Origin of the sequence: uncultured Alcanivorax sp., from assembly GCF_947258575.1 — a bacterium.
Lineage (GTDB): Bacteria > Pseudomonadota > Gammaproteobacteria > Pseudomonadales > Alcanivoracaceae > Alcanivorax.
Genome location: NZ_CAMYIV010000012.1, coordinates 253,639 through 279,664, shown reverse-complemented (window position 1 = coordinate 279,664; position 26,026 = coordinate 253,639). Strand labels below are relative to the sequence as shown.

The following is a 26,026-nucleotide window of genomic DNA, read 5'->3' as shown; positions in this document are numbered from 1 at the left end:
TTCAATCGGACATCAAATAAGCCCGGCATGTCGAGTCCGGGCTTGTTTTCATGGCAAGCCATTTACGCCATTCGCCTTGTGAACAAGGCTCCAACGGCACCAGTCAGGTTACACAGGACTGGCGCTTTATCAGTTTTCGGGCACCCGGAACGGGTCGTTATAGAGCTGCGCCCCCAGGTCGGCCCATTCCGCCAGCAACCGCAATTCTTCCACCGTCAGCCAGCTGTCATGGACAGCACCCTGGGCAAAGGTATCAAAGAATGCGTCGGAATTGCGCGCCTGGCCAGCCCGTATGGGCGCCGAGACCGGCACGGTTTCCGTCACCGGAACAGGGTTACCCATGTTATCCAGAATCAGCTCGCCGTCTTCATCAGTTTGGTAAACCACGTTGCCATCACCGTCAGTGACGATCTCCAGCCGGTCGACCAGGGCGCCGTCTTCCAGCACCAGCTCGTTGTCATTGAACAGCAGTTCCCGGTAGCTGGTGGGCTGTAACGGCTGATCTGCAGACGCCTCACCGGTGAGTTCCAGCTGTGCCGGCGGCACCTGCAACGCATTCATGGCATCCCGACGATTGTGGCAAGAAGAGCAGGTAACATCCTCCAGGTTGCCGCCCACATCAGCCTGGCGTGGCAGATCCCAAAGCGGCTGGATATGGTCCTGATAATGGATCACGGTTCGGCATTCCGCCTGCCATTGCTGCTGACAGGGCACCAGGGCGGGCGCCAGGGTCTGCAGATCCGCATAGGCCAGCAACAGGTCTTCGGCCGGAGCCGGATCACTCCAGGCATCAAAGTCGCGCATATCAATGGCAGGAATTTCCCGCTCCGGATAGAGACGGGTGAGCGCCTGGGCCATGGTTTCGCCGGCATCGGCAAATCCGACCACATCGGTGCGGGTGTTTGGGAAAGGCTGCCCGGTAAGGGGAGCGCCCGCATTGATCGAAGGTGCCATGCCATCATTGCGGCCATGAGGTAATGGCGAATTGTTGGCGTGGCACCCCTGACACTGCAGGGTTTCTCCCGGGCGCAGGTTGATCCAGGCACCGTGACGGCTGTATACCGCCTTGCCCGTGGCATCGACCAATTGCAGGCCCAGCGGTGCGTCAGCGGGCACCTGCGCACGCACCGAGCCGTCCGGTTCTACCGGCACATAGCCGACAATTTCGCGCATGCCGAAATTCGCCGCCCGCCCGAACTGGGCCCCGGCAATATCCCGGACATCGTCGTCGGGTATCAATACACCCTTGGTGATACGCAGGAAGCGCACCTGCCGCTCCTGCGGGGTAACCAGTGAGGGGTCCCGAAACTGTTCAAGCGTGGAAATACCTGGCAGCCGTGGGTTATTGAAACTGACAAACCGGCTATCCATGTCGTAGACACTGCGAATATCCAGCCGTGCCAGATTGTCTTCCGCGAGGGCATCGTCACGCTCACTGTCCAGGGCCTGCGAGGGCAAGCTTCGCGCCGTTGCCACTGCCAGTTCTGTGACCCAGAGATCATCCTGCGGGGTCACCACTGGCCGCTGAGTGCCCTCGGCCGGGTCCAGAATCCACAAACCGAAGGCAGGCGGAGCTTCCGGCAGTCCCTGATTCAGATACTCGGCGGTGCAGGGCCGCAGGGTTTGCCCCTCCAGCAGGCGACAGGGAGACCAGGCCATCAGAAAACGACCGGAGCCATCATCCATGCTCACCAAATCCGCCAGTCGCCCTTCCACCGCCACGGCATCAGTCAGGGAGCTGGCGGGGCCCGGCAACGTCTGTTCAGCCTGACTACCAACCCGACCAAACAGTGGGCCGTCACGATTCACGAAGTTGCCAATATCGATGGCCAGCGGCTGCATCTGCCCGGCTCCGGCCTCGCGCAGACGGGCAGCGGTGAGCAGACGGCCATCGCCCATGAGCGAGAGAGGCAGAAATTCCCGAGTGCGATTATTACCGGCGTCATGGCTATCGGCCCCGTAGAGGGGGGTTAGCGACGTTCCGTCCGGGTTGACCCGGTACAGATCAAAGCGGTTATCGTTATCCTTGTTGTCCCAGCGCAGGAAGATCACCCGCCCATCGCGGCCCACCAGGGGCGCCACATCATGGCTCATATTGAAGGTGATCTGCTCAATCTCCACGCCGTCCGCACTCATCACGTGCAGGGCGAAGGCATAGGTGTCACGGCCTTCTTCCAGCGGGGTGAACTGGGGTTTTCCCTCATCCAGCAACCTGGCCCGTGCCTGGCGCTGGCGGGTTGAGGCAAACACGATACGGCCATCGGGCAAATAGGCCGGATAGCGATCTTGGCCTTCTTCTGCGCGCAGGTCGCTGCTGATCAGCCGCCGCGCGACGCCCGTTTGAAAATCGTATTCCCACAGGTTCCAGGTGGGCTGCTCATCCTCGTCCGCATCGACAATCTCCGGCGCACGTGCGGAAAACAGCAGACGACTGCCGTCGTAGCTCATGGTGAGATCGCGAACGTCGTGGCCGGAACCGAAAATTGTCGTGGTGACATCACGCGCCACAGCACGGGAGGAAGCGCTGTCGCGCACCATCAGCCTGGCCCCGGCCTGGAACGCTGCCGGTTCTTCCAGGGACTCAACCACAATCTCACCGTCGTCATCCCTGGGCAGCGAACGCTGCACATACGCCACCGGGATATCGGTTACCGTGGGGTCTTTCTGCTGATCCCCCCCGTCCATGCCACCGCAGCCGCTTATCCCCACAAGCAGGCCCAGCAGGACAGGTACCCTCATTATTTTCACCGTTCGTCCGTTTTTTTCTGGTTTGTGTCAGTATCGCGAATCTGTTGTTGATTTTCTGGGCCCCAAATCACAGAGCCTGATGCAGAATGTCATGGACAATGACTGCGGGAAACGGGAAATCTGTTAAACGGTCGATCTATACTGCCAATCAATGACAGACAGACGACAGCGTAACAAAGAAAAAGGATACAGCCATGAAAGGCTATCGGGGGATCTTTCTGGTGGCGCTGACTCTGAGCTTGCCTGTGACAGGCATGGCCAACAGTCGCGACCAGGCACAACGCATTCACAATCGGCTGGCGGGTGTACCGGCGGATGCCGCCACACTCACTACCATGGCCAACCTGATCGAGGGCAACCCTACCAGCGGCCCCCGTGACGCAGCGGAACTGGCCATGGACCACCCGGCGTTCTATAACGTCACTCTCAAGCAGTTCGCCACACCGTGGACCAATGAGGCCCAGGATGTGTTCGCGCCATTGAATGACTACACCGCCACGGTAATCGGTGCCATTCGCGACGATCTGGACTTTCGGCGAATCCTCTACGATGACCTGCTTTACGTGGGCAACGTCACCCCGGCGGCGTCTGCGGACAGCAATGCCCATTATCGCAACCTGGAAAGTCAGCACGCCAATCTGGCGGATGTGCTCTCCGCCAGCAGCCAGGCCAGCCAGTACGGCACGCCGTCCCAGGCCGTTGCCGGGGTGCTGACCACTCGTGCCGCTGCCAATGCCTTTTTCTATGCCGGCACCAACCGCGCCATGCTGCGTTTCACCCTGATGAACCATCTCTGCCGTGACCTGGAACAGGTGCAGGACACCACTCGCCCCTCCGACCGCATCCGTCAGGATGTCAGCCGCAGCCCCGGCGGCGACAGCCGTATTTTCCGCAACAACTGCATCAGCTGTCACAGTGGCATGGACCCGCTGGCCCAGGGCTTTGCCTACTATGACTGGGAAGGCCCTCAGGAAGGCGACGGTGGCCGCATGGTCTACAACACCAGCACCGACCCGGATACCGGCACCCGGGTGCAGGGCAAATACCTGATCAACAGCAACAACTTCCCCTGGGGCTACATCACCCCGAACGACAACTGGGACAACTACTGGCGAAAAGGCCCCAATGCCAATCTGGGCTGGGACCCGAATCTCAACGGCAGTGGCAGCGGCGCCGCCAGCCTGGGCCGGGAACTGGCCCACAGCGACGTGTTCGCCACCTGCCAGGCGGAAAAGGTCTTTCAGTCGGTGTGCCTGCGCAAACCCGCAGACAGTGCCGACACCTCTCAACTGGAGAGCATGACAAACCAGTTCAAAAACGATAACTACCGCATGAAGACACTGTTTGCCGATGCGGCCACCTACTGCATGGGGGACTGAGGCGATGCGATACTTACCACTTGTCAGTGCTCTCCTGGCCGCGTTGATCAGCGGCTGTGGTGGCAGCAGCAGCGGCTCCGACACCACGCCGAACGTTAACAATGGTGGCGGCAACAACAACGTCACCTATGACGGCCCTGCACCGCGCAATGCCGACGTTTCCGCCTTCAAGATCTATCTCTGGAACAATCTGGTCAGCGAGCAACGCTGCGGCGCCTGTCACCGCGATCAGCAGCCGGCCTTCCTGCAGACCGGCGATATCAACCAGGCCTATGCAGCAGCCAACCCGCTGATCGACCTCAACCAGCCTGCGTCCTCGCAGATGGTGCAGAAAGTCGCTGGAGGACATAACTGCTGGGAATCCGATTCGCAATTCTGCGCCGATCAGATCAGTACCTGGATCAGCGCCTGGGCTGGCGAAAGTCTGGGGCTGGGGGGCGGCACCACGGAACTGGAAGAACCGCCGATCAAGGACCCGGGCAACAGCAAGAACTTCCCCCAGGACCCGAGCCTGTTCCAGACCCATGTCTACCCGTTGCTGGACGACCATTGCAGCGACTGCCACCAGAGTGATGCCAACACCCCTCAGGGCCCCTACCTGGCCGCAGATGATGTGAACGAGGCATACACGGCCGTGCGCAGCAAGATCGACCTGAACAGCCCTGAATTGAGCCGTCTGGTAGAGCGTCTCGGCGAAGACAGCCACAACTGCTGGAGCGATAACTGCGACAGTGATGCCCTGGCCATGGAAAATGCCATTCGCGCCATGGCGAACGCCATTGTCCCTACCGCCCCCGACAACGATCTGGTGCTGAGCAAATCACTCAATGTGGACGATGGCACCCTGGCCGCCGGCGGCGGCCGTTACGAGAGCAACATCATCGCCCGCTATGAATTCAAGACCGGCGAAGGCCTCACCGCCTTCGACAGCTCCGGGGTAGACCCGGCCATTCACCTGCAATTCAACGGCGACGTCACCTGGGAAGGCGGCTGGGGCATTCGTCTCAACAACGGCAAGGCCCAGGGCAGCACCGCCACCAGCAAGAAGCTCAGTGACATGATACGCACCACCGGCGAACTGACCCTGGAAGCCTGGCTGGTGCCCGCCAGCACCGGCCAGGATGATGCCCATATCATCAGTTACTCCGCCGGCCCGGATGCCCGCAACCTGACACTGGCGCAAAGCGGCAGCAATTATCAGTTGTTCCAGCGTATCGGTGAAGCCACTGACGGCAACGGCGAACCGGTGCTGGAAACGGCTGACGATCCGCTGCAGGCCAGTCTGCAGCACGTGGCGGTGACCTTCGACCCGGTTAACGGTCGGCAGATCTATATCAATGGTGCCCGCAACGGCGCCACTGACCCGGTCAGCCCCGCCCTGCTCAACACCTGGGACGATACCTTTGCCCTGGTGCTGGGCAACGAAGCGTCCAGTGATCGCCCCTGGGAAGGCGTGATCCGTTTTGCCGCCATCCACAACCGGGCACTCACTGAAGAACAGATTCGTACCAACTTCGACGCCGGCGTTGGCGAACGTTATTTTCTGCCCTTCTTCATCGGTCACCTGATCGATCAGCCCGGCGCCTATGTGGTGTTCGAAGTGTCCCGTTTCGATAACTTCAGCTATCTGTTCGCCGCGCCCTACTTCATCAACCTGGAGCAGGATATCGTCAGCGAGGAAGTGCCCCTGGCCGGCCTGCGCCTGGGCATCAATGGCCAGGTACCGGATGTGGCGCAAGCCTTCGCCACCCTGGACACCGAAATCGGCGGCGACGGCTACAGCGAACAGGGAGAAACCCTGTCCCGCCTGGGCACCTTGCTGCCAGTGGAACAGGGCCAGGATAACGATGAATTCTTCCTGACTTTCGAACGCCTGGGCAGCCATACCCATGTGCATACCGAGCCGCAGCCCTTGCCCCTGAGTCCCAACGAATACGGTGAGCAACCCCTGGCCGGGCTGCGCAACTTTGCCGAAATCAACGCCACCATGAGTGTGCTCACCGGGGTGCCGGAGGGTTATGGAGAGGTACCGGATACCTATCAGCGCCTGCGCACCCAGCTGCCCAGCGAGGAAAATATTGAAGCCTTCCTTACCGCGCATCAGGTAGGCGTGGCGCAGCTATCCATTGAGTACTGCAACGCCCTGGTGGAAGCCGAGCGCAACAATGATGGCAGCATCACTCCCCTGTTCGCAGGGCTGAACTACAACGCGGGTGCCGACACCATTACCCAGCAACAATGGCGGGACTGGGTCATTTCACCGCTGTTTGAACGCATGGTCGGCAATGGTCAGGCCGACCAGCCAGCGCGGGCGGATGTGGAAGGGGAACTGGAGAACCTGCTGTTCGACACCAATCTGACACAGTGCAGCAGTGACTGCGTGGAACGCACCGCCACCGCGGCAAAGGCGGCCTGTGCCGCCATGCTCGGCAGTGCCACCATGCTGATGCAATAGAGCCTGTTTGGGGACAGAATTATGAAACGTAACTTTCTAAAAAAACGTAACCCGCCCCTGCATCCGGATGCTCCCTTGTTGAATCTGGGCCACGGTAAACCGGTCAGCCGCCGGGACATGCTGGGCCGCGGCTTGCTCACCGGCGCAGCGTTCGGCAGCGTCGGCATGTTTGGTTTGTTCAGTAATCCTCGCGACGCCATGGCTGCATTGTCCGGTGATCTGGAAGGCATGAAAACCGACTGCGGCATCGCCGCCGCCGGGGCCGGCAAGATCCCCTTCATCTGTTTTGATCTGGCCGGTGGCGCTAACATTGCCGGCTCCAACGTACTGGTGGGTGGCCAGGGCGGACAACAGGATCTTCTCAGCAGTGCTGGCTACTCGAAACTGGGCCTGCCCGGCAACATGGCGCCCAATAATGACCCAACTACCATCAACACGGATCTGGGACTGGCCTTTCACAGTGATTCCCCCTTCCTGCTCGGGATTCTCGACAAGGCCCCGAACGCCACCGCCAACACCAATGGTTGCGTGATTCCGGCGCGCTCGGAAAACGATACCGCCAACAATCCGCACAATCCCATGTACGGTATTTTCAATGCCGGCGCCGACGGCGAACTGCTGTCATTGATTGGCTCTCGCAGCTCCATGTCGGGCGGCAATTCCATGTCCCCGGATGCGTCCATCATTGCCTCAGCCCGCCCCACCAAGGTAGACCGGCGCTCCGATGTCACCGGCCTGGTAGACACCGGCAAACTGGTCGGCCTGCTTGATCAGGCGGATGCGGTATCAGTGATGGAGTCCATCGCCCGCATCAGCCACAAGCGCATTGATCGTATCGACAGCGGCCTTACCGACACCAATCGCCGCGACAACCTGCGCAACCTGTTGCGTTGCGGTTATGTGGAAGCCGCAGACATCACCGACCGCTATGGCGATCCATCGACCCTGGATATCCGCCAGGACATGGACATACTCGGCATCTTCTCGGACGCCGAACTGAACGACCGGGAGTTTGAAAAAACGGCCTCGGTGATGAAACTGGTGGTCAACGGCTACGCGGGCGCCGGCTGTATCAGCATGGGCGGCTTTGACTATCACACCGGCGAACGGGGAACCGGTGAAATTCGTGACCGCCGTGCTGGCCGCTGCATGGGCGCCTGCCTGGAATACGCTCGCCGCAAGGGAGTGCCACTGATGATTTATGTGTTCAGCGATGGCTCCGTGGCCAGCAACGGACGCATCGATGACTCTGCCGAGGGGCGCGGCAAGGGCGAATGGACTGGCGATAATTCCTCGACCGCAGCGTCCTTCTTTCTGGTCTACGATCCCAATGGCCGCCCCACCCTCAATACGACGGGCGGCACGGCGGAACAACATCAACAGCTGGGCTGGATGCGCCCGGATGCCTCGGTGGAAACCGCTGGCACCCCGGCCGCCAACAACGTGAACCTGCTGGCGGAAACCGTGTGGCTGAACTACATGGCGCTTCATGGTGAGCAAGACTTGTTCTCGGAGAAGTTCCCCAATCACAGTCTGGGCAACAGCGACTCCATGGACCGGCTCACCGCCTTCGAGCCCATCGTCAGTGGTACCATTACCTGACAACTCCCGTTGGAGCTTTGCTCGCAAAGCGAAGATTTCAGAAAGCATCGGGGGTGATTTATCCCCCTTCGCTTTGCGAGCAAAGCTCCAACTTCCACACACTGGCCCCGGATACACCGATGCATTGCCCCCGTCCGCTTCTGTCACTGCTTGTCTGCCTGCCACTGCTGCTATCGTTCCCCGTACACGCCGACTGGCAACAACACAGCTGGGATGTGATGGGTACCCGCGCCAGCATCTCCCTGTGGTCCGAGGACGATGCCGCCCCCCTGTTCCAGCAACTGGAAACGGAGATGGAGCGGCTTAACCAGTTACTGTCACCCTGGATAGACGACAGCGAGCTGGCCCGACTCAACCGGCAAGGCCACGAAGCACCGCAAGCCATCAGCCCCGAGTTCTACCGGTTGCTGAAACAATCCCTGCACTACTATCAGCTCACCGACGGCGCCTTCGACATCACCTTTGCCAGTGCCGGCCACCTCTACGACTACCGGGAGGGCAAGGCGCCCCATGATCAGGAACTGGAAATAGCCGCCCGACATATCGGTGCCGACCGGATTGAATTGCTCGCCGATAACCAGGTGCAATTTCACACATCAGGCACCCGCATTGATCTTGGCGGGATCGCCAAAGGCTATGCCATCGACCAGGGGATCGCACTGCTGAAAGCCTCCGGCGTTGAACATGCCTGGCTAGCTCTCGGGGGTGACAGCTATGTGCTCGGCGACCACCGCGGCCGCCCCTGGGAAGTGGGCATCCAACACCCCCGCGACCAGAAAAAAGTCGCCATGCGCTTACCCATGAGCAACATCGCCATGTCCACATCCGGCGACTACCAGCGCTACTTCATCCAGGAAAGTCGTCGTATCCATCACATCCTGTCACCACAAACCGGCAAGAGCATCGATGGCCTGGCCAGCGTCACCGTACTGGCAAACAACAGTCTGGATGCAGATGCACTCTCCACCAGTGTCTTCGTGCTGGGCGTAGAAAAAGGTCTGGCGCTGATCAACCGGTTAGCGGATACCTCCGCCATCATCATCGACCGCGGCGGTAACGTTTTTTATTCCGACGATTTAACGACACCGGAATAACGGTGAATTATGCCTGCGAGGAAGGTGGATTACGCCTTCAGCTAATCCACCCTACACAAGAACGGAACGTAGGGTGGATTAGCCGGGAGGCGTAATCCACCTTCAAACACCTATTCCCACTCCAGCGCCACATCCCTTACCGGCCCGGCCCAATCTTCCGCAAACAACCCTTTCCTCACATCCCGGTGAAAACTGGAGTACGGCCACTCCTTTACCGCTGACACATAGCCATGCTTGACCGGATTGATGTAGCAGTACTCCACGTGATTGCTATAGTCCTGCTCGTTTCTGATCTGGTGCTCCCAGAAACGGCGTTGCCAGATACCTCTTTCGCCCCGACGCAAACGGCTTTCCCTGATGCTTTCCTGTCTCGGCAGTTGCTTGGCAAAGCCCGTTTTGATCAAGCGCCAGCGTAACGAGAAATCATCATCCAGATCGGGCAACGTCCACACACAATGCATATGATCCGGCAACACCACCCAAGCATTGATCATGAAAGGGTATTTACGGCGAACGCGACCAACCACATCACGCAGATTGTTCACCCGCTCGATTAACAGGGTGCTGCGACGCTGCTGCAAGTTCACGGTAAAGAACCAAGTCTGTCCGCCTTCGAGAAGACGACGATATTGGGGCATGATCACATCCTTGTGATTGCATGTATGGTTGGATGGTGGATTACGCCTTCGACTAATCCACCCTACGTTTCTATGGGCGAGTTACCAGCCAGGCGCCGATCATGGCGCAGCCGGCGATTGCGTTCAGGGGTTGTTGCAAGCGGGGATTGCCATGGCGGGAAATCCGCTGCGCAAGCAACGCATACACCACCTTGACGCCGCCCACACTGAAAACGGTAATCAGCAGCACCGCGACAAGATCCATTGCATCCGGCGTGTGCATATCCACAAACAGGGGGAACAGGCTGGCGTAGAAAACAATGGCCTTGATATCGCCCAGGGTCACCGCCAGCCCGGCCAGGAAACTGACCGTCTTGCTGCTACCAGTGATCGACTCTGCCTTTAAGGCCGTGCCACGGCTGCGGATAAGCGTGATGCCGAACCACACCAGCCAGACCCCCGCGGCAATGCGGACCAGTGTGAAAACCCCGCCCAGTTGCTGGGCCAGCTCGGTCATCCCCCACAGGGCAAGCGCGGCGAACAGCAAATCCGCCACCACGATACCGGCGGCCACCCAGAGACCGTGAGCTACGCCCAGCCGGGCAGAACGCACCACCACCAGCGCAACGCTGGTACTAGGCAGTGCCGCCAGCACCATCATCACCGGAATCAGTAACAGCAACCCGTATCCATCCATGGTCATGCCCTGCGATTCGCCCCGTTACCTTGTGAACAAGACTCCCACGACATCGTTGCTCTCAACACAACGTCGCGGTTAGCGCCTGGCTTGCAAGGCAAAGAAAACAGCGGCCCTTGTTACTCGACAAGCGGCGCCGAGTCACTGCTCGCCGCCGGCTCACGCCCATTGCGCAACGCCTTGTTATACAGATCCGCCAGGCCTTCATGGGCTGCCGCACTGAAACGCTTCAACCGCTTGCGGGTCACCGTGACCTGCTCAAACGCGGACGCCTGCAGAGAATATTGCTGACGCCGCATCAGCCGCTCGCCGCGCTGCTGTAAACTGGCCAACTCCTGCTCCAGTGCGGGCAGTTCCTGGCGGAAAAAATCCAGCCGCTGGACCCGATTGCTCGCCACCATTACCCGGCTACGCAATTTTCGGGTCTGGTCCAGCATGGCGCTGATGTCATTTAGTTCCTGCTGGCGTTGCCACTGGCGTGGCACGATATCCTGCTGCATTTCCCACAACAGAACCCCCTTGTAAAAATCCAGCTTGGCGGTCATATCCGGCCGTTTACGTTTGCCCCAACTCCGGGTTTTGCGCTCGGCCTCCTGCTGAGCCTGCCAAAGACGCTGCTCATCGTCAGTGGCAAAAGGCAACGGGTCCTGATCCGATACAGCGGCCCGATAATCACCCTGCAGGCGGGTAAGGCGACCCTGGAAATCCTGCTGTGACAATTCCCGCAGCAGGGCCTGAGCCTGGGGCCTGACTTCCTGATGCTTGCGCTCATGGGCGTCGAGCATGGTCTGCATGGCGGGCAAGGTATTCTGCCATTGGGTCAGCAGATTCCGTTGACGCATCAGCTCATGGTAGTTGTGCCAGCCATGCTGGAATTCCGTGGTGGCAAACCATTCGTAGAAAGTCGGAAAACTCTTCACCCGTTTTGGTAAAAACGGGGGCACCGGGTCCATGGCGGTGGACCAGCGTGGCTCACCGACCATTTCCGCAAACCAGTCACCATTGGCAATCCGCGCCTCCACCTCCAGCAGGTACTGCTCCAGACCGTCGAAGCGCTCCAGCGCGGTCTGAAAAGCCTGACGAGCGGAACGCTGATCGCCCATCTGTTCGTACAGATAGGGGATCGCCAGCTGCGCTTCCTGCACGGTGGAACGCTGGATCGATTTACTGTCCAGCTGCTGCAGCACTGGCAACGCCCTGCCCGGCTGGTTCTCGATCAGCAGGGCGCGGGCGTAAAGCAGCAGGGAGACATCAGCAAAGGGCCCTTCCAGGCGGGCATCGCGCAATAATTGCAGAGCACGGTCCTCCTGGTCGCTACGCAGCATGTAAATTGCCAGCGCCAGCATGGCCTTGTCCTTGATCGCGTTCACCTCTGGCGCGCCGGGCGGCATATTGGCCAGTTCCCACAACCATTCCTGGCCCAGACCCGGGTGTTTGCCGTTGATCCAGCTGATCGCCAGGTTGTAGCGCAGGTAGGCATTGAGCGGATGATTGGCGGCAAAGGCATCCAGGGATTCCGCCGCTTCTTCATAGCGGCCCAGGCGCATCAGCACCCGCGCCCTCAGGCTGTGGTAAACCTCTTGCAGATCCTCAGGCGGCGGACCGGCCTGTTGCTCCAGGGTTTCCAGCGCACGGGGATATTTCTGTTGTCGGTAATAAAGTCCGGCAAGATGAATCCAGGCGCGCTGGGCCACTTCACCACTGACCTGCTGGTCCAGCAAGGCACTGAACACCCGCTCGGCATCTTCCGGCATACCGTAGGCGCTGTACATGGCGCCCAGCAGGACTTCCAGGTCCGCCCGGTGCACATCCACCTCGCCCCGCTCCAGGGCCATCTGCGCCCGGGTCAGGGCAGCAAAGTAATCTCCCTGTAGGTACAGATACGCCACTTCCCCATAGGCCAACTCCTGCACCTGATGCGGCTTGTCCAAACGCCCCCAGGCCAGTGAGCTGATCAGCAACAACACCACGCCACACCACTTCAGCATGTTCGCCTCAGCGCCAGTCACGGAACAGGAGACGAGGCTGCTGTTTGGCCTTGTCATCCTCAATATGCAGCTGGACGAAATGGCGGCCATGGCGCTTTTCAAACTGCCCGGTGACACCCCGTCGGATTTCCCGATCTTCAGGCCCCATTCCGGTCACAAAGGCAGTGATTTCGTGCTCGCCGTTTTTCACGTTGGCCAGCGCCAGTCGCTGCACCGCCCCATTCTTCAAGGCCCGAATTTCCCGTTCGGTGTAAAGATGGCTGGCCAGTACTTCGCCATCCAGCTCCAGGGTAATGCTGTCCGGCTGGAAGTAATGCCCCACATCCAGGGACACATAGATGCCTACCTGGGTATCGGCAGGAAACAGCAGTTCCTCCTCCAGCAGTAGCAGACGCTTATTGACTTCCAGCACGTCGCGCTTGAAGTCCGCCAGCTCCTGATCCAGCTCGGCCCCCTGAAGCTGGCTGGCAACCAGCATCAACAGCAACACTACTACTTGGCGCATTGCGCTCCCCCAATCCCGATGGTTTTTTGGCAATCTACCATAGCCATGCGACTTTGACTGTTGCGATCGTCACACCTGATCCGCTCTTCACGTTAACTTGTCCGATCAACGGCGATTCTTCGCCCATGACATCCCCATCGCTTCCCTATCCGGTACTGATTACCGGTGCCAGCTCAGGCATCGGCCTGGCACTCACCCGCCTTCATCTGGCGCGCGGAGACCAGGTTATTGCCAGCAGCCGCGATCCTGGCAGCTCGCCATTGGCAGCACTGGCCACCCGGCACGACACGCTGACGCTGGTGGCAGCGGATCTGACCGATCCCCAGGGGCCTGCAGGGCTCGCCGAGGAAATCAAAACGCTCAGCGAGCATCTTTCGAGAGTGATTCATTGTGCCGGTGTGCTACACGACACCAGCCGGAATCTGTCACCGGAAAAACGGCTGGAAGATCTGTCGCTGGAGAACCTGGAATACAGTTTCCGCCTGAACGCCTGGGCGCCGATGCTGCTGGCCCGGAGTCTGCTGCCACAGCTACGCCGACAGCCGGCCACCTTCGCTGTCATCTCCGCCCGGGTAGGCAGCATTACCGACAACCATCTGGGCGGCTGGTACAGCTATCGCAGCAGCAAGGCGGCGCTGAACCAACTGATGCGCACCTTCGCCGTGGAGGCCCACCGCCGGGCCCCTCATCTCACCCTGTTGGCATTGCACCCAGGCACCACTGACACCCCTCTGTCGGCGCCCTTCCAGTCCCGGGTCCCGGAAGAGAAGCTGTTTTCTGCAGACTGGGTGGCAGAGCAATTGACGCTGCAGCTGGACCAGGCAACACCGGAACAGAGCGGCAGTTTTATTAACTGGCGGGGGGACCCGCTACCCTGGTAGCAGATACAAATTTTCCACACTTGTCGCTTGCCATACCCTGCCCGCCCAAGCCACTATCGACGGGCTGATGCACAATGTGTATTGGCACCCATGCCGGCGGCCCGGTCAGGATGCCGCGCCATGCGCGCCCCATCAGGGGCGCGGTGGCGTGGCGGGAGATCGGGCCGTTCGGCATGCACCTATCCCGCTTGATCCCCGCAACAAATCATCTCCCCCTTCATTCATGCAACTTTCCCGCTATGCTTGCCTCTAACAGAGCCAATGCCAAGGAGTTCAGGAATGAAACAAGTACTTTCGCTATGGCTGATCACCGCCGCCATCATGCTGGCGGGCTGTCAACGACTGGGGTCGCTGGAGGCACCGGAAGTCAGCGTATCCGGCATTGCCCTCAACAGTATCAGCCTGTTTGAACAGGAATGGGGACTCACGTTGCGTGCCCGCAACCCCAATGACCGGGAGCTGACGCTGAAGAGCCTGGATTACGAAATCTTCATCAACGGCGAAAAGTTCGCCCGCGGCCTCACCGGCGACAGCGTCACCCTGCCCGCCATGGGCGATGCCCAGGTGACCACCACCATCACCACCAGCCTGCTGGGCAGCCTCAAACAGTTGCAGAAAATCCAGCAGCAACAGGACAAGCCGCTGCAGTACCGACTGGTGGGCAAGGCCCGCGTCGCCGGGGTGCCGCTACCCCTGTCCTTCGACAAGGAAGGCGAAATGACCCTGCCGGCGATGCCTTGACCCTTCTTTGAAAAGCATTGTTGTACCACAGAGGGCACAGGTAACACCGAGATAGAACAGCGGTGTTACCTGTGCCCTCTGTGGTAAAAATCATCCACCCTGACGCTCGCGCCGAAACCGGGCCGGGGTCTGGCCGGTCCAGCGGCGGAAAGCGTGATTGAAGTTGGACAGCTCGGAAAATCCCAGCCGATCGCTGATCTCTTCCATGCCCAGCCCGCCCAGGATTAACCACTGCTCCGCCAGCATCCGGCGCACTTCATCCAGCAGCTCCCGGTAACCGGTGCCCTCCGTGCGCAGTTGCCGACGCAGGGTGCGACTGGTGACACCCAGCTCTGAGGCCATGGCCTCCATATCCGGAAAGCGGCCCGGCTGGCTGAGCAGGCGGCGGCGCACCTGCAACGCCACCCCACCTTGTCGATAGCGCTGCACGAGTAATTGCTGGCACTGCTCTTCGCAGAGTCGGGCGGTGACCGGGTTGGCCTGGGGCAAGGGCATATCCAGCAAACCGGCGACAAACCGGGCCTGGTTGTGCGACTGATCGAAACGGGGCGCCAACCCGAAGATAGCAGTAAACGGCGCCGGGTCCTGCTCGGGCAGGCGCAGCACCAGGGAGGACAACGGAATACGGCTGGCGAACAATTCTTCCTGAACCATCATCACCGCGCTGGCATCCCTAGCCAGCAGGTAGGGGCGAATGGTTTCCGGCAGCCCGCTGTCGTCCAGCATCAGCACCGCCTCCCCCTGCTCTTCCTCAAGACGGATATCCAGGAAGGCAAAGGTCAGATCCAGATAGCGCACCCCCAGCTCCACCGCCTGCCGGAAGGTAGGGCTGCTGAGCAGGGCAAAGCCCCACACCCCGTAACTGCTCAGGTGATATCGCTGCCCCATGGCCAGGCCATGTCTGACCGGATCGTCAAGCTGCGCACAGAGGTTCTCCACCACCCGGCGCTCCTGGGCCCGCTCGATGGTCGCTTCCGGTCGGTGCAACATTGCCGGGTCAATATCGCTGCCTGCCAGACAGGCCCCCGCGTCCAGACCCTGTTCGGCGGCGTAGGCCATTTGCAGGCGCACACTGGTGATGGCTCGACGTACATCCATGAAATGTCCGTTTCCCACAATTTTCTGTCCCAGAATGCCATAAACAAGACGTATCTGTCCCGTTAGAGTAACCATCAATAAAAGATTACTGGGATGTTTACCATGCAAGTAACCCACAACGTGGTGATTATCGGTGCCGGCTTCGGCGGGCTCGGTATGGCCATTCGCCTGAAAGCCCAGGGCGAAGAGAATATTTTGATGATTGAGAAAGGCCACGACGTGGGTGGCTGCTGGCGTGACAACACCTACCCGGGCGCCGCCTGCGATGTGCCTTCGCACCTGTATTCCTTTTCCTTCGAGCGCCATTACCCGTGGAGCCGCCGCTTCGCGCCGCAGCAGGAAATCTTTTCCTACCAGCAATACTGTGCGCGCAAGTACGACCTGTACCGGCATATCCGCTTCAACACGGAAGTGGCCGACGCTCGCTACCGGGACGAAGACGGCATCTGGGAAGTAACCCTGACCAACGGCGACACCCTGACCACGCGGGTGCTGATCACCGCCACCGGCCAGCTCAACCAGCCCGCCTACCCGCCGCTGTCCGGTATCGAGGATTTCGGCGGCGCCCATTTCCACAGTGCCCGCTGGGACCACGACGTAGACCTGACCGGCAAGACCGTGGCCGTGGTGGGCACCGGTGCCAGCGCCATCCAGTTCGTGCCGGAAGTGGCCAAGGTGGCCGGCAAGGTAAAACTGTTCCAGCGCTCCGCCGCCCATGTGATTGCCAAACCGGATCGCGCCTACAGCAAACTGGAACACCAGGTGCTGAGCAAGGCACCCATTACCCAGACCCTGGACCGCCTGCGCATCTATGCCACCAACGAATCACGGGCCCTGGGCTTTACCACCTTCCAGAAGGCCATGAAGGTGTACGAGTGGCTGTTCCGTCGTCACCTGAAGCAACAGATCAACGATCCGGAACTGCGCGAGAAATTGACCCCGGATTACCCCATGGGCTGCAAGCGCATTCTGATGTCCAACGATTACTACCCGGCCCTGGCACAGGACCATGTGGAGGTCATCAATCACGGCATCAGCTCGGTGGATCAGAGCGGCCTCACCGACAGCACCGGCACCCATCACGACGTGGATGTGATCATCTACGGCACCGGCTTCAAGGCCACCGATTTCCTCACCCCCATGACCATCACCGGCCGTGACGGGGCAGACCTGAACGCGGTGTGGAAAGATGGCGCCGAAGCCTACCTGGGTATCACCGTACGCGGCTTCCCCAACCTGTTCATGCTCTATGGCCCCAACACCAACCTGGGCCACAACTCCATCATCTACATGCTGGAAAGCCAGATTCACTACATCCTGCAATGTGTGGCAGAGATGGACGAACAGGACATCAAGGCACTGGAAGTCCGCGACCGGGTTCAGGAAGACTTCAACAAGACGGTGCAGGACAAAATCAGCAATACCGTCTGGGACAAGGGCTGTCATAGCTGGTACAAGACCGAAAGTGGCAAGAACACCAACAACTGGCCCGGCTTTACCTTCGACTACCGCCGCCAGACACGGACCCTGGATCTGAGTGACTATGACCTCCTTCGTTGATCGAATCAGCCGGGCCCAGTCCGGCACCCAGCAATTGCTGGCCGGCGTCCTGCGCCAGTCCCTGGCCATGCTTTTCAAACCGGTGGCCAACCCGCGCTTCAGCGTGAAGGCCCAGCGCCGCTGGATGGACATCATGGCCAAGACCACCCTGGTCGCCCAGGATGTGCCCAGCCATGACGCCCCGCTGGGCGGCGTCCCCTGCCGTCACTATGCGCCACTGAATGCCCAGGGCACCGTGCTCTATCTGCACGGCGGCGGCTATGTGGCCGGCAGCCCGGAAAGCCACCGGTCGGTTACCTCCCACCTGGCAAAATTCGCCAATGCCCGCGTGGTCGTACCGGACTACCGGCTGGCGCCGGAGCATGCCTGCCCCGCCGCCATTGAGGATGCCGTGGCAGTCTATAAAGCCCTGCTGGCAGAGGGCGTGGACCCGGCCACCCTGGTCATCGCCGGCGACTCCGCTGGCGGCGGTCTTGCCCTGGCCGCCCTGCAAGCACTGAAGGCGGAAAAGATCGCCTTGCCCAGCAGCACCATTCTGATTTCTCCCTGGGTGGACCTGAGCCTCAACGACCTGTTCGACACTGACCGGGACATCATGCTCAGCCACGCTTGGCTGGCCAGTGGCGCTGGCGCCTATGGCGGTGATGATCCGGCTCGCCCGGCCTGCTCCCCTCTCAATGGGGACCTGTCGGGCCTGCCCCCGGTACTGATCCAGTCCGGCGGCGACGAGATCCTGCTCAACGACAGCCACCGCCTGTGCGCCGCCCTGAACGACGCTGGCACCCCGGCCCGTCTGCAGGTACACCCACAGCGCTGGCATGATTTTCAACTCCACGCTGGCGTATTGGCCGATGCGGATCAGGCACTGATGACTTGCGCCCGCTTTATCCACCAACACTGGAAGCTCGCCGCATGAAACGCATCCTGATCACCGGCGCCGCCAGCGGCATCGGCCTGGCCACCGCCAAGCGCTTCCACGAGAAGGGCTGGCGGGTGGGCCTGACCGACGTCAATGAAACCGCCCTGGCGCGGCTGGCGAGAGAGCTGGACAACAGCTGGTACCGACCTCTGGATGTGACCGACAGCATTGCCTGTGAGCATGCCTGCCGGGAGTTTGCCGAAGACGGCGGCATCGACGTGTTGTTCAACTGTGCCGGCATCCTGCGCATGGGGCGCTTCGAATCCATCACCGCAGAACAGCACAAGCAGATCATCGACATCAACGTGACCGGCCTGATCAACATGAGCCTGGCCGCTCACCCCTTCCTGCAGGAAAGCAAGGCCGCTGCGGTGATCAACATGAGTTCCGCCTCGGCCCTGTACGGGGTGCCACACCTGGCATCCTATTCCGCCAGCAAGTTCGCGGTGCGCTCGCTCACCGAGTCGTTGAATATCGAATGGGGCCGTCAGGGGATTCGCGTCGTCGATATCATGCCGCCGTTCGTGAAGACCCCCATGGTGGAAAAGGCCAGCGTCCGGGCGCCGGTGGTTGACCGCATGGGCGTCAACCTGGATGCCGACGATGTGGCCAACACGGTCTGGCAGGCCGCCAATGAAAACGTGCCGGTACACAACCCGGTGGGCCTCACCTTTAAATTGATCAAGCTCCTCGACAAGGCCCTGCCCAGTGCATCGACACGGTTGTTGATGCGCTTTTTGAGCCGGGATTGACCCTCCCACCTCTGTAGGAGCGGCGCTCTCTGTGCCCCGCTCCTACAAAGTGGGCATAGAGGGCTATTGCTCTGATTGAGTCGCCGTAAATGTAATCTTCACCTTCCTCCGCCCCCAGTTCCGCGCCGCCTGCACATCCTCGCCCATATAGATATCGATCTTCTTTTTCCAGCGCCAGTGCATCTTGTCCTTCACCACCCAGGTACCGGGCAGGCCTTCGATCTGCAATTGCGCGTTATGCCCAAGCCCCATGGGAATCAGATCCCGCGACACCGCAATGGACTTCATCCCCGGTGTGAGGCGATCGCCCCAGGCGGCCAGGGCATGGTCCGCTCCCGCCCCCTGGCCATGCAGGGAATTGTAAGCCGTGGCAGTGACCGTCATGGTCACCGGGTCCGGCGCGGCAGGCTTGGTCTGATCCGCCTCACACCGCGCCACCAGCCAGGTGGCCGCCACCAGTACCAGGGTAAACGTGGCGGCATTCACCCGCCGTTGCGGGCTGACTGCTAGGCTCATGGCATGATTCTCCGTCTGGTCACTCTTATTATGCTTCACGGTCTGCTGTCGGCCTGCAACCTGGTTTCCGACAAGAGGGCGGAGGACACGGCTGCGCCCGCAGCCCTCACCGACACCCTGCGCCACTGGCAACCCGCCGGCAATCCCGATGCGGTGGTCCTTGGGCTGCACAGCTTCGGCGACTTCGGCGCTGCCTTTGACGCCATGGGCCCCTACTTTGCCGACAACGGACACCTGCTGGTCAGCTATGACCAGGCCGGGTTCGGCGAACGCACCCAGCAAGGGCAATGGGCCGGGGAAGAGCAACTGGTGTCAGAAGCGGTTTATCAGATCGAGCAACTCTATGAACGCTATCAGCGCCCGGTGTTCCTGGTGGGGGAAAGTCTGGGAGGTGCTGTGGCGATCCTGGCAGCGCTGCAAGCACCTGACAAAGTCGCCGGCATCGTGCTCGCCGGGCCTGCCGTGCGCGAGGGCATCCGCCTGCGCTACGGCTGGAATGCCGCCATTGCCAGCGCCGCCTTCATTGCCCCCGGTTACCAGTTGACCGTGGATCGCCAGCCCGATGACCCGAACCTGGCGGCCCACAGTGCCCGGCGACTGGCCGAGGATCCCCGGGTGATCCGCAACGTACGCATGGATGCCTACTGGGGTCTGATCCAGCTGGCCGACAGTGCCAGCGACCAGGCGCCATCACTCCAGACGCCGTCACTGCTGCTCTATGGCGGCAAGGACAACTCCGTACCCGCCACCGGCATCAGCCATCTACACGACCACCTGGCAGAGCGGGGCGAGTACCGCTTCTACCCCCAGGCCCCCCACCTGCTGCTGCAAGGGCCTCAGTGGCAGCTTGTGGCGGACCATATTCTCGACTGGATTGCCCGCACCCCGCACTGAGATTGGCCTCACAGGACACACTCATACTGGTAAGCTGGCGAAAACCCCAGCGGAGTAAACCATGAGCAAGCGCGTTCTGATTACCGGCGGCAATTCCGGCATCGGCTACTGTACCGCCGAGCAACTGGTCAGCCATGGCGCGGAAGTGTCCCTGGCCTGTCGCGACCAGACCAAAGGTCAGGCCGCTATCGCCCGCATCAAGAACCGCCATCCCGACGCCAAAGTGCGCCTGTTTCCCCTGGATCTTTCCGACCTGGAAAATGTGCGCGACAACGCAGCCCTCATCTACCGGGAGCTGGGTGAACTGGACGTTCTGATCAACAACGCCGGCGTGGTGCCGACCCAGCAGGAATTTACCCGCGACGGTTACGAAATGCAGTTCGGGGTCAATTATCTGGCCCCGGTGCTATTCACCCACCTGATGCTGCCGCTGCTGAAGAAAGGCAATCAGCCACGCATTCTGCATGTGGCGTCCGTGGCGCACTGGCTGGGGCGTATCAACAAGAAGACCTGGCGCGGCCGCAAGCCCTATCTGGTCATGGATGCCTATGGTCAATCCAAGCTGGGCAACATCCTGTTCAGCAATGTGCTCGCCGAGCACCTGCAGGAACTCGGCATTACCAGCAACGCCTTGCACCCGGGAGGCGTGGACACGCCCATTTTCCGACATGTGCCCAAGGCCGCCATGGCCCTGATTCGCCCGACCCTCACCACCCCGGAAAAGGCCGCCACCCTGCCCGTCAGTCTGGCCCTGGATCCGCAGTACGCCGAGGTTACCGGCGAATACTTCGCCAATCACAAACCAGCACTGCGCTCGCCACGGGCACGCAATGCAAAGCTGGCGGAAGAGCTGTATTACGACACCATGGCGGAGCTGGATCTGCCTACGCTGTAAGTTCAACGACATAAAAAAGGGGCCCCCAACGGGCCCCTGAAGGTTCACCTCACACAAAGCAGATTTTCATTAACCTCCCGGGCACAGGTTGCACTGGTCAGAGGCGCTGGCTTCGATGTCCTCATCCAGAATCTCGCTGTTGCTGCCCGTGGCAGTGACCGTATTGCTGGACTGGTAGCGATCACCGGAAGGCACCGTGCTCGGCTGGTAATCACCACTGACATCAAAGCAGACATCACTGCCCAGGATGTCGCCGGTGGCATCACAAACCCCTTTCACCACGGTCTCTCCTTCCCCCATGCCGACACCTCGGCATACCACGCCTTCAGCACAGTCCGCATCCGTCTCACAAAGCAGACCCGCATCCAGCAGGACCGTATTCATATAGTCCGCGGTAGGGTCATCCAGCTCGACACTGAGCGGCACTTCACCGGTATTGCACACGGCAATGTCATACCCGACCTGCAACACGACCTGCCCGCTTTCAGCCACAAGACCGGAACTGCAATCCTTGTCGACCCAGAGCCCTGGCGTTAGTGGCAAAGACTGGCACTGGATGGAGTACGGGTCAGCAGACACAGTGGCGGCACCAAAGGTGAGACTGGCATCCACCGTATTGGTTGGCGGGTTTTCGTTACTGAAGAAGCTTCCGCTGAAAGGCAACGTCTGCCCAGGGGCGAACGCAGACAGCAGCGTTTGCGTCAGCGTGACATCGTCACTGGTATCGTCCGGGGTACCGGCATCATCAATCACCGTAAGCGTCTCACCAGCCGGGAAGGTGCCCGCACCGCTGTTGGTAACCAGCCCCTGGAAATCCACCACATAGGTACGGTCGGTATCGTCATTCACCGTAGCCAGACGGGTGACATCACAGGTTTTGCTGACATCAATGCCACACAACGGGAAGCGGCCGAGCACAAAGTCTTTTAGTTGGGCGGTCACCGAGCGGGAAGAACGGGTTTCCACCATGAAGCTGGAGAAGCAGGGAGTCGCGCCAGCCTGGCCTGCCAGCTGCAAGGCGGCGGATACATTCAGAAAACCTTCAAAGAAAGACTCCGGCGGAAAGTCCGTCTCGCCTGTCTTTGACAGATAAGGCCATGGGCTTGTCTCGGACATCTCATTGGTGATGGCACAGGCCACATCATCGTTGCTGCCGCCGCATAGTGCTCCTATAAAACCCGGGTCCTTGGGATCACCCGTGGAAAACAATTCCTGCAAATTGCTGCTGATGTTGCCACCACTGTTCACCCACTGCATCACCTGCACATATGGCGTGCTGGTACTGCCTTGGGGAAACTCCATTACCACGAAAATATCCCCTTCCTGATGCTCACCGACAAAGGCCCCTCGCTCGCCCAGGCCGACCTGATCCTGAAAAAACCAGAAGCCGATAATGGCATCGCCATTGTTGGCATAACGGTCGGCACCGAAATGCAGCACCAGATCACCATTGACCAACTTGCCGGCTGCATACCCGTTAGTCAGATCATTCTTGTCGGGCACCGAACCGTCACGGTACTTCCAGCTGGGAATATCGTTGATGTCCTTGGAGCCGCCGCCGGTAAAAATACTCAGGGGAGCCGGATCAGCAATGATGCCGCTGAAGGCTGCCGAGCCGTTATCGTTTCCATTATGGAAGGTTTGCCAATCCTGGTCGGCATTATCAATTGCATCACCGTCCATTTCGATGAAGTTGCTGGCCATTGCCGGGGACGTCACCCCCAGAAAAAAAGCTATCAGAAAGCAGCAACAGCGCTGCCAGACTGCTAATCGTTTCATGGGACCGTCCTCCAGATAAATACGCGTATACCAGAGGCAACATTGAAAAAAACGGGCCAGATTTTTATTGGTTGTTTTTGAACGACTTGGAAAAAGACGCTTATTTTTTTGCCGTATTTTTTCCCAATTTCGGGACGCCAATACGGCCATGCCTTGAACGGAAAAAACAAAACCAACAATTTCAGATAGTTGCTCTCCCTTCTTGCCATTACCCTGCGATGATGCAGGCGCCACCCGTTTGACAGCGTTACATGCCAACAACGTTTTGTTGCAAAGCCCGGATATAAGCAGACAACCGATGGTGTAAATCTTGGTGATGGAGGGCAGAAACAGGAGGTTAGCGAACGCGCAGGACGCGACGCCCATTCCCAATAACGCGAAGGGAGTCGCAAAACCGGGACAGCACCATGAACGCCCTGGTCCGCAAGGCCCTGTTTGCCTGGGAAAGCCAGACGCTATCCCCCCTGGCCCAACACCTGCACCAGCAAGGCTGGCATCTGGTGCAGCAACCCCTGACCAGCCTGAAGCCTCAGGCATGGCCCTCAGTGGGCATTCTGGAACTACGAACGACAGAACAGCGGGAAAAGCTGGCGCCTTTTCTCGGCCAGCTCAAGCGTGGTCACTACCTGGCAATCACGGATAACAGCGCCATGCGCTGCAAGGGCATGCAACACCTGGTGGCAAACGGCTTTCGGGATTATTTCACCTGGCCCTGCAACCTGACCCACCTGCACAACACGCTGGGGCATGTACTGGGCATGAGCGCCCTCTGCCACACCAGCGTATGCGCCGAACAACCTCTGCTGCTGGGGCAATCCGCCCAGATGGAACAAGTACGCCAACGCCTCAGGCGCTTCGCCCAATCCGACCTGCCAGTTCTGCTACAAGGAGAAAGCGGCACCGGTAAGGAATGTGCAGCCCGCATGATTCACCAGGCTTCCAGCCGACATCGCGAACCTTTCATTGCGGTGAACTGTGCGGCCATCCCCGACAGCCTGTTCGTGGCCGAGTTGTTTGGCCATGAAAAAGGCGCCTACACCGGGGCGACCCAGGCAAGACGGGGTCGAGTCCATGACGCCGCCAATGGCACGCTCTTTCTGGATGAGATCGGCGACATGGATGCATCCAGCCAGACCACACTGCTGCGCTTTCTGGAATCCGGCCACTATTCCCCGCTGGGCAGTAACCGGGAATATCACTCCCCGGCCCGAATCATCTGCGCCAGCAATCGGCCGCTTGCCGAGGATGTAGATAGAGGTCGGTTTCGGCTGGACCTGTATCACCGCATCAATGTGTTGTGCCAATCGCTTCCGCCCTTAAGGGAACATCGCGATGACATTCCTGAACTGGCCAACGCCCTGCTATCGCAGCTGCCCGGCCAGCATCCACTCAACGAGGACGCCATAAACGCGCTCAAGGGCCATGATTTTCCGGGGAATGTACGGGAGCTGCGCAATTGTCTGTGGCGGGCGGCAGTACTCAGTCATAACGGCAGGCTTGATCCCGCTCATCTTGGCCTGGCAGCCCCGCTATCAACACCCGCCGCATGCTGCACCTTGCGCGAGTTTCGAGAACAACAGGAAAAACTACACCTGCAGCATTGCTTGCAGGCATGCTGTGGTGATGTGCAGCAAGCCGCTCAGATTCTCGGCATCAGCCGCTCCAGCCTGTATCGCAAGCTGGACAAGTACCAACTACCGGCACGACATTGATGTTATCGTCCTCGCTCCACGCAGGCACCGCGAACCACCCGCCGCAGCTGCGGATACACGGCCAGAAACACCTGCTCCAGCTCACCGTAGTGCGCACGAATGTCCTCGATGCTGCCCGCAAACTGATTGGCAAAACGGATTCTTGCGGCAATGCGGTCCAGCACCTCTCCCAATTGATCCAGATCCTGATAGCGACGAAAAATATCCAGCGTCACCAGACGCTCAGTGGTACGACGCATGGGTTCAGGCATGAGAATTTCGCCTTGCCGCAGCAGGGCATAATCGCGGGTAATGACAGAATCCAGCGATTGCGTATAGAAACGCGACCAATGGCGAATCAGAAAATGATCAAACAGCACATCCAGCGCAACCCCGGCAAACCGGCGGCGATGCGGCGAGAACAGCCATCGACTCTCGCGCACCCGGGGGTGCATGTCGGTAAAACGGTCAACCAGGCGGTGATTGCGTAATCCCAACCGCACGGGTGGCGGCAGCGAGGCTTCGTCCACCCCGCGCATGAAATCACCCAACAGATTGCCCACCTTGGACGCCGCAGTGGGTTGCGCCAGGGTCAGGTGGGCAAAGTAATTCATCCGCCACCACGCTCCAGCAGATAACGCAGATTTTGCCGCACCGCCGGCCATTCCTGGTTGATGATGGAAAACACGACCGTGTCCCGGTAAATCCCCCCGGGGCTTACGGTATGGTTACGCAGCACACCATCCTGCTTGGCGCCGAGCCGGGCAATGGCCTGGCGCGACTGGCGGTTGTGCCAGTGGGTGCGCAGCTCCACCGCGATGGCATCGCGGGCGTCAAAGGCATGACCCAGCAACAGCAACTTGCATTCGCTATTGATTCCGGAGCGCTGGTGACGTTTCGCATACCAGGTGTGGCCCAGCTCCAGGCGCCGGTTGTCCTCATCCACCCGAAAGAAACGGGTGCAGCCGATCAGCTCGCCAGTAGCCGCATGGCGCACCGCAAAGGGTAATGCCCCTTCTTCCTGGTGCTGGCGCAACGCCTGCTCCACGTAGGCATCCATGGCGTCCGGCTTGGCTACCAGGGTGTACCAGTGGCGCCACAGCTCGCCGTCATCACAGGCCCGGGCCAACCCGGGCACATGCGCCTGCGACAGCGGCTCCAGCACCACCCGGGTGCCGGACAAGGTAACCGGTTCCAGCCAGCGTCGAGCCATGT

Annotated in this window: 22 protein-coding genes; 12 read left to right on the top strand and 10 right to left on the bottom strand. The window is 60.1% G+C overall.

Annotation, left to right across the window (positions count from 1 at the left end; genetic code table 11):
* Nucleotides 1–129: 129 nt before the first annotated feature.
* Nucleotides 130–2,739, bottom strand: a complete 2,610-nt coding sequence (locus Q0Y02_RS14710) for a hypothetical protein (protein ID WP_297770056.1) — start codon at nucleotides 2,737–2,739, stop codon at nucleotides 130–132.
* Nucleotides 2,740–2,942: 203 nt separating this feature from the next.
* Between Q0Y02_RS14710 and Q0Y02_RS14705 the strand changes: the two genes are divergently transcribed.
* From Q0Y02_RS14705 to Q0Y02_RS14690, 4 genes are all read left to right on the top strand, one after another.
* The gene (locus tag Q0Y02_RS14705) at nucleotides 2,943–4,127 is read left to right on the top strand and encodes a hypothetical protein (RefSeq protein WP_297770054.1); all 1,185 of its coding nucleotides are present in this window, start codon (nucleotides 2,943–2,945) and stop codon (nucleotides 4,125–4,127) included.
* 4 nt (nucleotides 4,128–4,131) lie between these two features.
* Nucleotides 4,132–6,582 (top strand): LamG domain-containing protein, encoded by a 2,451-nt coding sequence (locus Q0Y02_RS14700; RefSeq protein ID WP_297770050.1) that lies wholly within the window; start codon nucleotides 4,132–4,134, stop codon nucleotides 6,580–6,582.
* A 21-nt stretch (nucleotides 6,583–6,603) separates the two neighbouring features.
* Entirely contained in the window at nucleotides 6,604–8,184 is a 1,581-nt protein-coding gene (locus tag Q0Y02_RS14695; RefSeq protein WP_297770048.1) for a general secretion pathway protein GspF, read from the top strand.
* A 119-nt stretch (nucleotides 8,185–8,303) separates the two neighbouring features.
* Nucleotides 8,304–9,278: an FAD:protein FMN transferase gene (locus Q0Y02_RS14690; RefSeq protein ID WP_297770045.1), complete on the top strand. Its 975-nt coding sequence runs from the start codon at nucleotides 8,304–8,306 to the stop codon at nucleotides 9,276–9,278.
* 110 nt (nucleotides 9,279–9,388) lie between these two features.
* Here Q0Y02_RS14690 and Q0Y02_RS14685 read toward each other — a convergent pair whose 3' ends face one another.
* From Q0Y02_RS14685 to Q0Y02_RS14670, 4 genes are all read right to left on the bottom strand, one after another.
* Nucleotides 9,389–9,916 (bottom strand): transposase, encoded by a 528-nt coding sequence (locus Q0Y02_RS14685; protein WP_297770043.1) that lies wholly within the window; start codon nucleotides 9,914–9,916, stop codon nucleotides 9,389–9,391.
* Nucleotides 9,917–9,986: 70 nt separating this feature from the next.
* Nucleotides 9,987–10,598: a LysE family translocator gene (locus tag Q0Y02_RS14680; RefSeq protein ID WP_297770040.1), complete on the bottom strand. Its 612-nt coding sequence runs from the start codon at nucleotides 10,596–10,598 to the stop codon at nucleotides 9,987–9,989.
* A gap of 113 nt (nucleotides 10,599–10,711) precedes the next feature.
* Nucleotides 10,712–12,580 carry a tetratricopeptide repeat protein gene (locus Q0Y02_RS14675; RefSeq protein WP_297770038.1) on the bottom strand — a complete coding sequence of 623 codons (1,869 nt, stop codon included), beginning with the start codon at nucleotides 12,578–12,580 and terminating at the stop codon, nucleotides 10,712–10,714.
* A 7-nt stretch (nucleotides 12,581–12,587) separates the two neighbouring features.
* A complete protein-coding gene (locus Q0Y02_RS14670) occupies nucleotides 12,588–13,085 on the bottom strand; it encodes a hypothetical protein (protein ID WP_290510768.1) in 498 nt (165 codons plus the stop codon).
* Between the two features lie 125 nt (nucleotides 13,086–13,210).
* On the opposite strand from Q0Y02_RS14670, the gene Q0Y02_RS14665 reads away from it, so the two are divergent.
* Nucleotides 13,211–13,966 carry an SDR family NAD(P)-dependent oxidoreductase gene (locus Q0Y02_RS14665; protein WP_297770035.1) on the top strand — a complete coding sequence of 252 codons (756 nt, stop codon included), beginning with the start codon at nucleotides 13,211–13,213 and terminating at the stop codon, nucleotides 13,964–13,966.
* 279 nt (nucleotides 13,967–14,245) lie between these two features.
* Nucleotides 14,246–14,707 carry an LEA type 2 family protein gene (locus Q0Y02_RS14660; RefSeq protein ID WP_297770032.1) on the top strand — a complete coding sequence of 154 codons (462 nt, stop codon included), beginning with the start codon at nucleotides 14,246–14,248 and terminating at the stop codon, nucleotides 14,705–14,707.
* Nucleotides 14,708–14,797: 90 nt separating this feature from the next.
* Here Q0Y02_RS14660 and Q0Y02_RS14655 read toward each other — a convergent pair whose 3' ends face one another.
* Nucleotides 14,798–15,805, bottom strand: coding sequence for an AraC family transcriptional regulator (locus Q0Y02_RS14655; RefSeq protein ID WP_297770030.1), 1,008 nt, complete (start codon nucleotides 15,803–15,805; stop codon nucleotides 14,798–14,800).
* Nucleotides 15,806–15,907: 102 nt separating this feature from the next.
* Here Q0Y02_RS14655 and Q0Y02_RS14650 point away from each other — a divergent pair, with 102 nt between their 5' ends.
* From Q0Y02_RS14650 to Q0Y02_RS14640, 3 genes are read left to right on the top strand one after another with little or no spacing between them, the layout of a single operon-like run.
* Nucleotides 15,908–17,365 (top strand): NAD(P)/FAD-dependent oxidoreductase, encoded by a 1,458-nt coding sequence (locus tag Q0Y02_RS14650; protein ID WP_297770028.1) that lies wholly within the window; start codon nucleotides 15,908–15,910, stop codon nucleotides 17,363–17,365.
* Nucleotides 17,349–18,281: an alpha/beta hydrolase gene (locus Q0Y02_RS14645; protein WP_297770026.1), complete on the top strand. Its 933-nt coding sequence runs from the start codon at nucleotides 17,349–17,351 to the stop codon at nucleotides 18,279–18,281. The genes Q0Y02_RS14650 and Q0Y02_RS14645 overlap by 17 nt, the downstream gene beginning before the upstream one ends.
* Nucleotides 18,278–19,036: an SDR family oxidoreductase gene (locus Q0Y02_RS14640; RefSeq protein WP_297770023.1), complete on the top strand. Its 759-nt coding sequence runs from the start codon at nucleotides 18,278–18,280 to the stop codon at nucleotides 19,034–19,036. The genes Q0Y02_RS14645 and Q0Y02_RS14640 overlap by 4 nt, the downstream gene beginning before the upstream one ends.
* A 63-nt stretch (nucleotides 19,037–19,099) precedes the next feature.
* Here Q0Y02_RS14640 and Q0Y02_RS14635 read toward each other — a convergent pair whose 3' ends face one another.
* Nucleotides 19,100–19,552 (bottom strand): hypothetical protein, encoded by a 453-nt coding sequence (locus Q0Y02_RS14635; RefSeq protein ID WP_297770021.1) that lies wholly within the window; start codon nucleotides 19,550–19,552, stop codon nucleotides 19,100–19,102.
* 3 nt (nucleotides 19,553–19,555) lie between these two features.
* Here Q0Y02_RS14635 and Q0Y02_RS14630 point away from each other — a divergent pair, with 3 nt between their 5' ends.
* Nucleotides 19,556–20,446, top strand: coding sequence for an alpha/beta fold hydrolase (locus Q0Y02_RS14630; RefSeq protein WP_297770019.1), 891 nt, complete (start codon nucleotides 19,556–19,558; stop codon nucleotides 20,444–20,446).
* A 61-nt stretch (nucleotides 20,447–20,507) separates the two neighbouring features.
* The gene (locus Q0Y02_RS14625; RefSeq protein ID WP_297770017.1) at nucleotides 20,508–21,341 is read left to right on the top strand and encodes an SDR family oxidoreductase; all 834 of its coding nucleotides are present in this window, start codon (nucleotides 20,508–20,510) and stop codon (nucleotides 21,339–21,341) included.
* A gap of 69 nt (nucleotides 21,342–21,410) precedes the next feature.
* On the opposite strand, the gene Q0Y02_RS14620 is transcribed toward Q0Y02_RS14625, so the two are convergent.
* A complete protein-coding gene (locus tag Q0Y02_RS14620; RefSeq protein ID WP_297770015.1) occupies nucleotides 21,411–23,120 on the bottom strand; it encodes a hypothetical protein in 1,710 nt (569 codons plus the stop codon).
* Nucleotides 23,121–23,527: 407 nt separating this feature from the next.
* On the opposite strand from Q0Y02_RS14620, the gene Q0Y02_RS14615 reads away from it, so the two are divergent.
* Entirely contained in the window at nucleotides 23,528–24,832 is a 1,305-nt protein-coding gene (locus Q0Y02_RS14615) for a sigma-54 dependent transcriptional regulator (RefSeq protein ID WP_297770013.1), read from the top strand.
* Between the two features lie 2 nt (nucleotides 24,833–24,834).
* On the opposite strand, the gene Q0Y02_RS14610 is transcribed toward Q0Y02_RS14615, so the two are convergent.
* Nucleotides 24,835–25,425, bottom strand: a complete 591-nt coding sequence (locus Q0Y02_RS14610; protein WP_297770011.1) for an ACP phosphodiesterase — start codon at nucleotides 25,423–25,425, stop codon at nucleotides 24,835–24,837.
* A complete protein-coding gene (locus Q0Y02_RS14605; RefSeq protein ID WP_297770009.1) occupies nucleotides 25,422–26,024 on the bottom strand; it encodes a GNAT family protein in 603 nt (200 codons plus the stop codon). Before Q0Y02_RS14605 ends, Q0Y02_RS14610 begins: the two co-directional genes overlap by 4 nt.
* Nucleotides 26,025–26,026: the final 2 nt, after the last annotated feature.

Coding starts and splice junctions, on each gene's coding strand:
- Q0Y02_RS14660 (WP_297770032.1), top strand. CDS start 14,246: ATGAAACAAGTACTTTCGCTATGGCTGATCACCGCCGCCATCATGCTG.
- Q0Y02_RS14625 (WP_297770017.1), top strand. CDS start 20,508: ATGAGCAAGCGCGTTCTGATTACCGGCGGCAATTCCGGCATCGGCTAC.
- Q0Y02_RS14605 (WP_297770009.1), bottom strand. CDS start 26,024: ATGGCTCGACGCTGGCTGGAACCGGTTACCTTGTCCGGCACCCGGGTG.
- Q0Y02_RS14610 (WP_297770011.1), bottom strand. CDS start 25,425: ATGAATTACTTTGCCCACCTGACCCTGGCGCAACCCACTGCGGCGTCC.
- Q0Y02_RS14645 (WP_297770026.1), top strand. CDS start 17,349: ATGACCTCCTTCGTTGATCGAATCAGCCGGGCCCAGTCCGGCACCCAG.
- Q0Y02_RS14635 (WP_297770021.1), bottom strand. CDS start 19,552: ATGAGCCTAGCAGTCAGCCCGCAACGGCGGGTGAATGCCGCCACGTTT.
- Q0Y02_RS14620 (WP_297770015.1), bottom strand. CDS start 23,120: ATGAAACGATTAGCAGTCTGGCAGCGCTGTTGCTGCTTTCTGATAGCT.
- Q0Y02_RS14705 (WP_297770054.1), top strand. CDS start 2,943: ATGAAAGGCTATCGGGGGATCTTTCTGGTGGCGCTGACTCTGAGCTTG.
- Q0Y02_RS14665 (WP_297770035.1), top strand. CDS start 13,211: ATGACATCCCCATCGCTTCCCTATCCGGTACTGATTACCGGTGCCAGC.
- Q0Y02_RS14670 (WP_290510768.1), bottom strand. CDS start 13,085: ATGCGCCAAGTAGTAGTGTTGCTGTTGATGCTGGTTGCCAGCCAGCTT.
- Q0Y02_RS14680 (WP_297770040.1), bottom strand. CDS start 10,598: ATGACCATGGATGGATACGGGTTGCTGTTACTGATTCCGGTGATGATG.
- Q0Y02_RS14690 (WP_297770045.1), top strand. CDS start 8,304: ATGCATTGCCCCCGTCCGCTTCTGTCACTGCTTGTCTGCCTGCCACTG.
- Q0Y02_RS14615 (WP_297770013.1), top strand. CDS start 23,528: ATGAACGCCCTGGTCCGCAAGGCCCTGTTTGCCTGGGAAAGCCAGACG.
- Q0Y02_RS14685 (WP_297770043.1), bottom strand. CDS start 9,916: ATGCCCCAATATCGTCGTCTTCTCGAAGGCGGACAGACTTGGTTCTTT.
- Q0Y02_RS14700 (WP_297770050.1), top strand. CDS start 4,132: ATGCGATACTTACCACTTGTCAGTGCTCTCCTGGCCGCGTTGATCAGC.
- Q0Y02_RS14695 (WP_297770048.1), top strand. CDS start 6,604: ATGAAACGTAACTTTCTAAAAAAACGTAACCCGCCCCTGCATCCGGAT.
- Q0Y02_RS14640 (WP_297770023.1), top strand. CDS start 18,278: ATGAAACGCATCCTGATCACCGGCGCCGCCAGCGGCATCGGCCTGGCC.
- Q0Y02_RS14675 (WP_297770038.1), bottom strand. CDS start 12,580: ATGCTGAAGTGGTGTGGCGTGGTGTTGTTGCTGATCAGCTCACTGGCC.
- Q0Y02_RS14630 (WP_297770019.1), top strand. CDS start 19,556: ATGATTCTCCGTCTGGTCACTCTTATTATGCTTCACGGTCTGCTGTCG.
- Q0Y02_RS14655 (WP_297770030.1), bottom strand. CDS start 15,805: ATGGATGTACGTCGAGCCATCACCAGTGTGCGCCTGCAAATGGCCTAC.
- Q0Y02_RS14650 (WP_297770028.1), top strand. CDS start 15,908: ATGCAAGTAACCCACAACGTGGTGATTATCGGTGCCGGCTTCGGCGGG.
- Q0Y02_RS14710 (WP_297770056.1), bottom strand. CDS start 2,739: ATGAGGGTACCTGTCCTGCTGGGCCTGCTTGTGGGGATAAGCGGCTGC.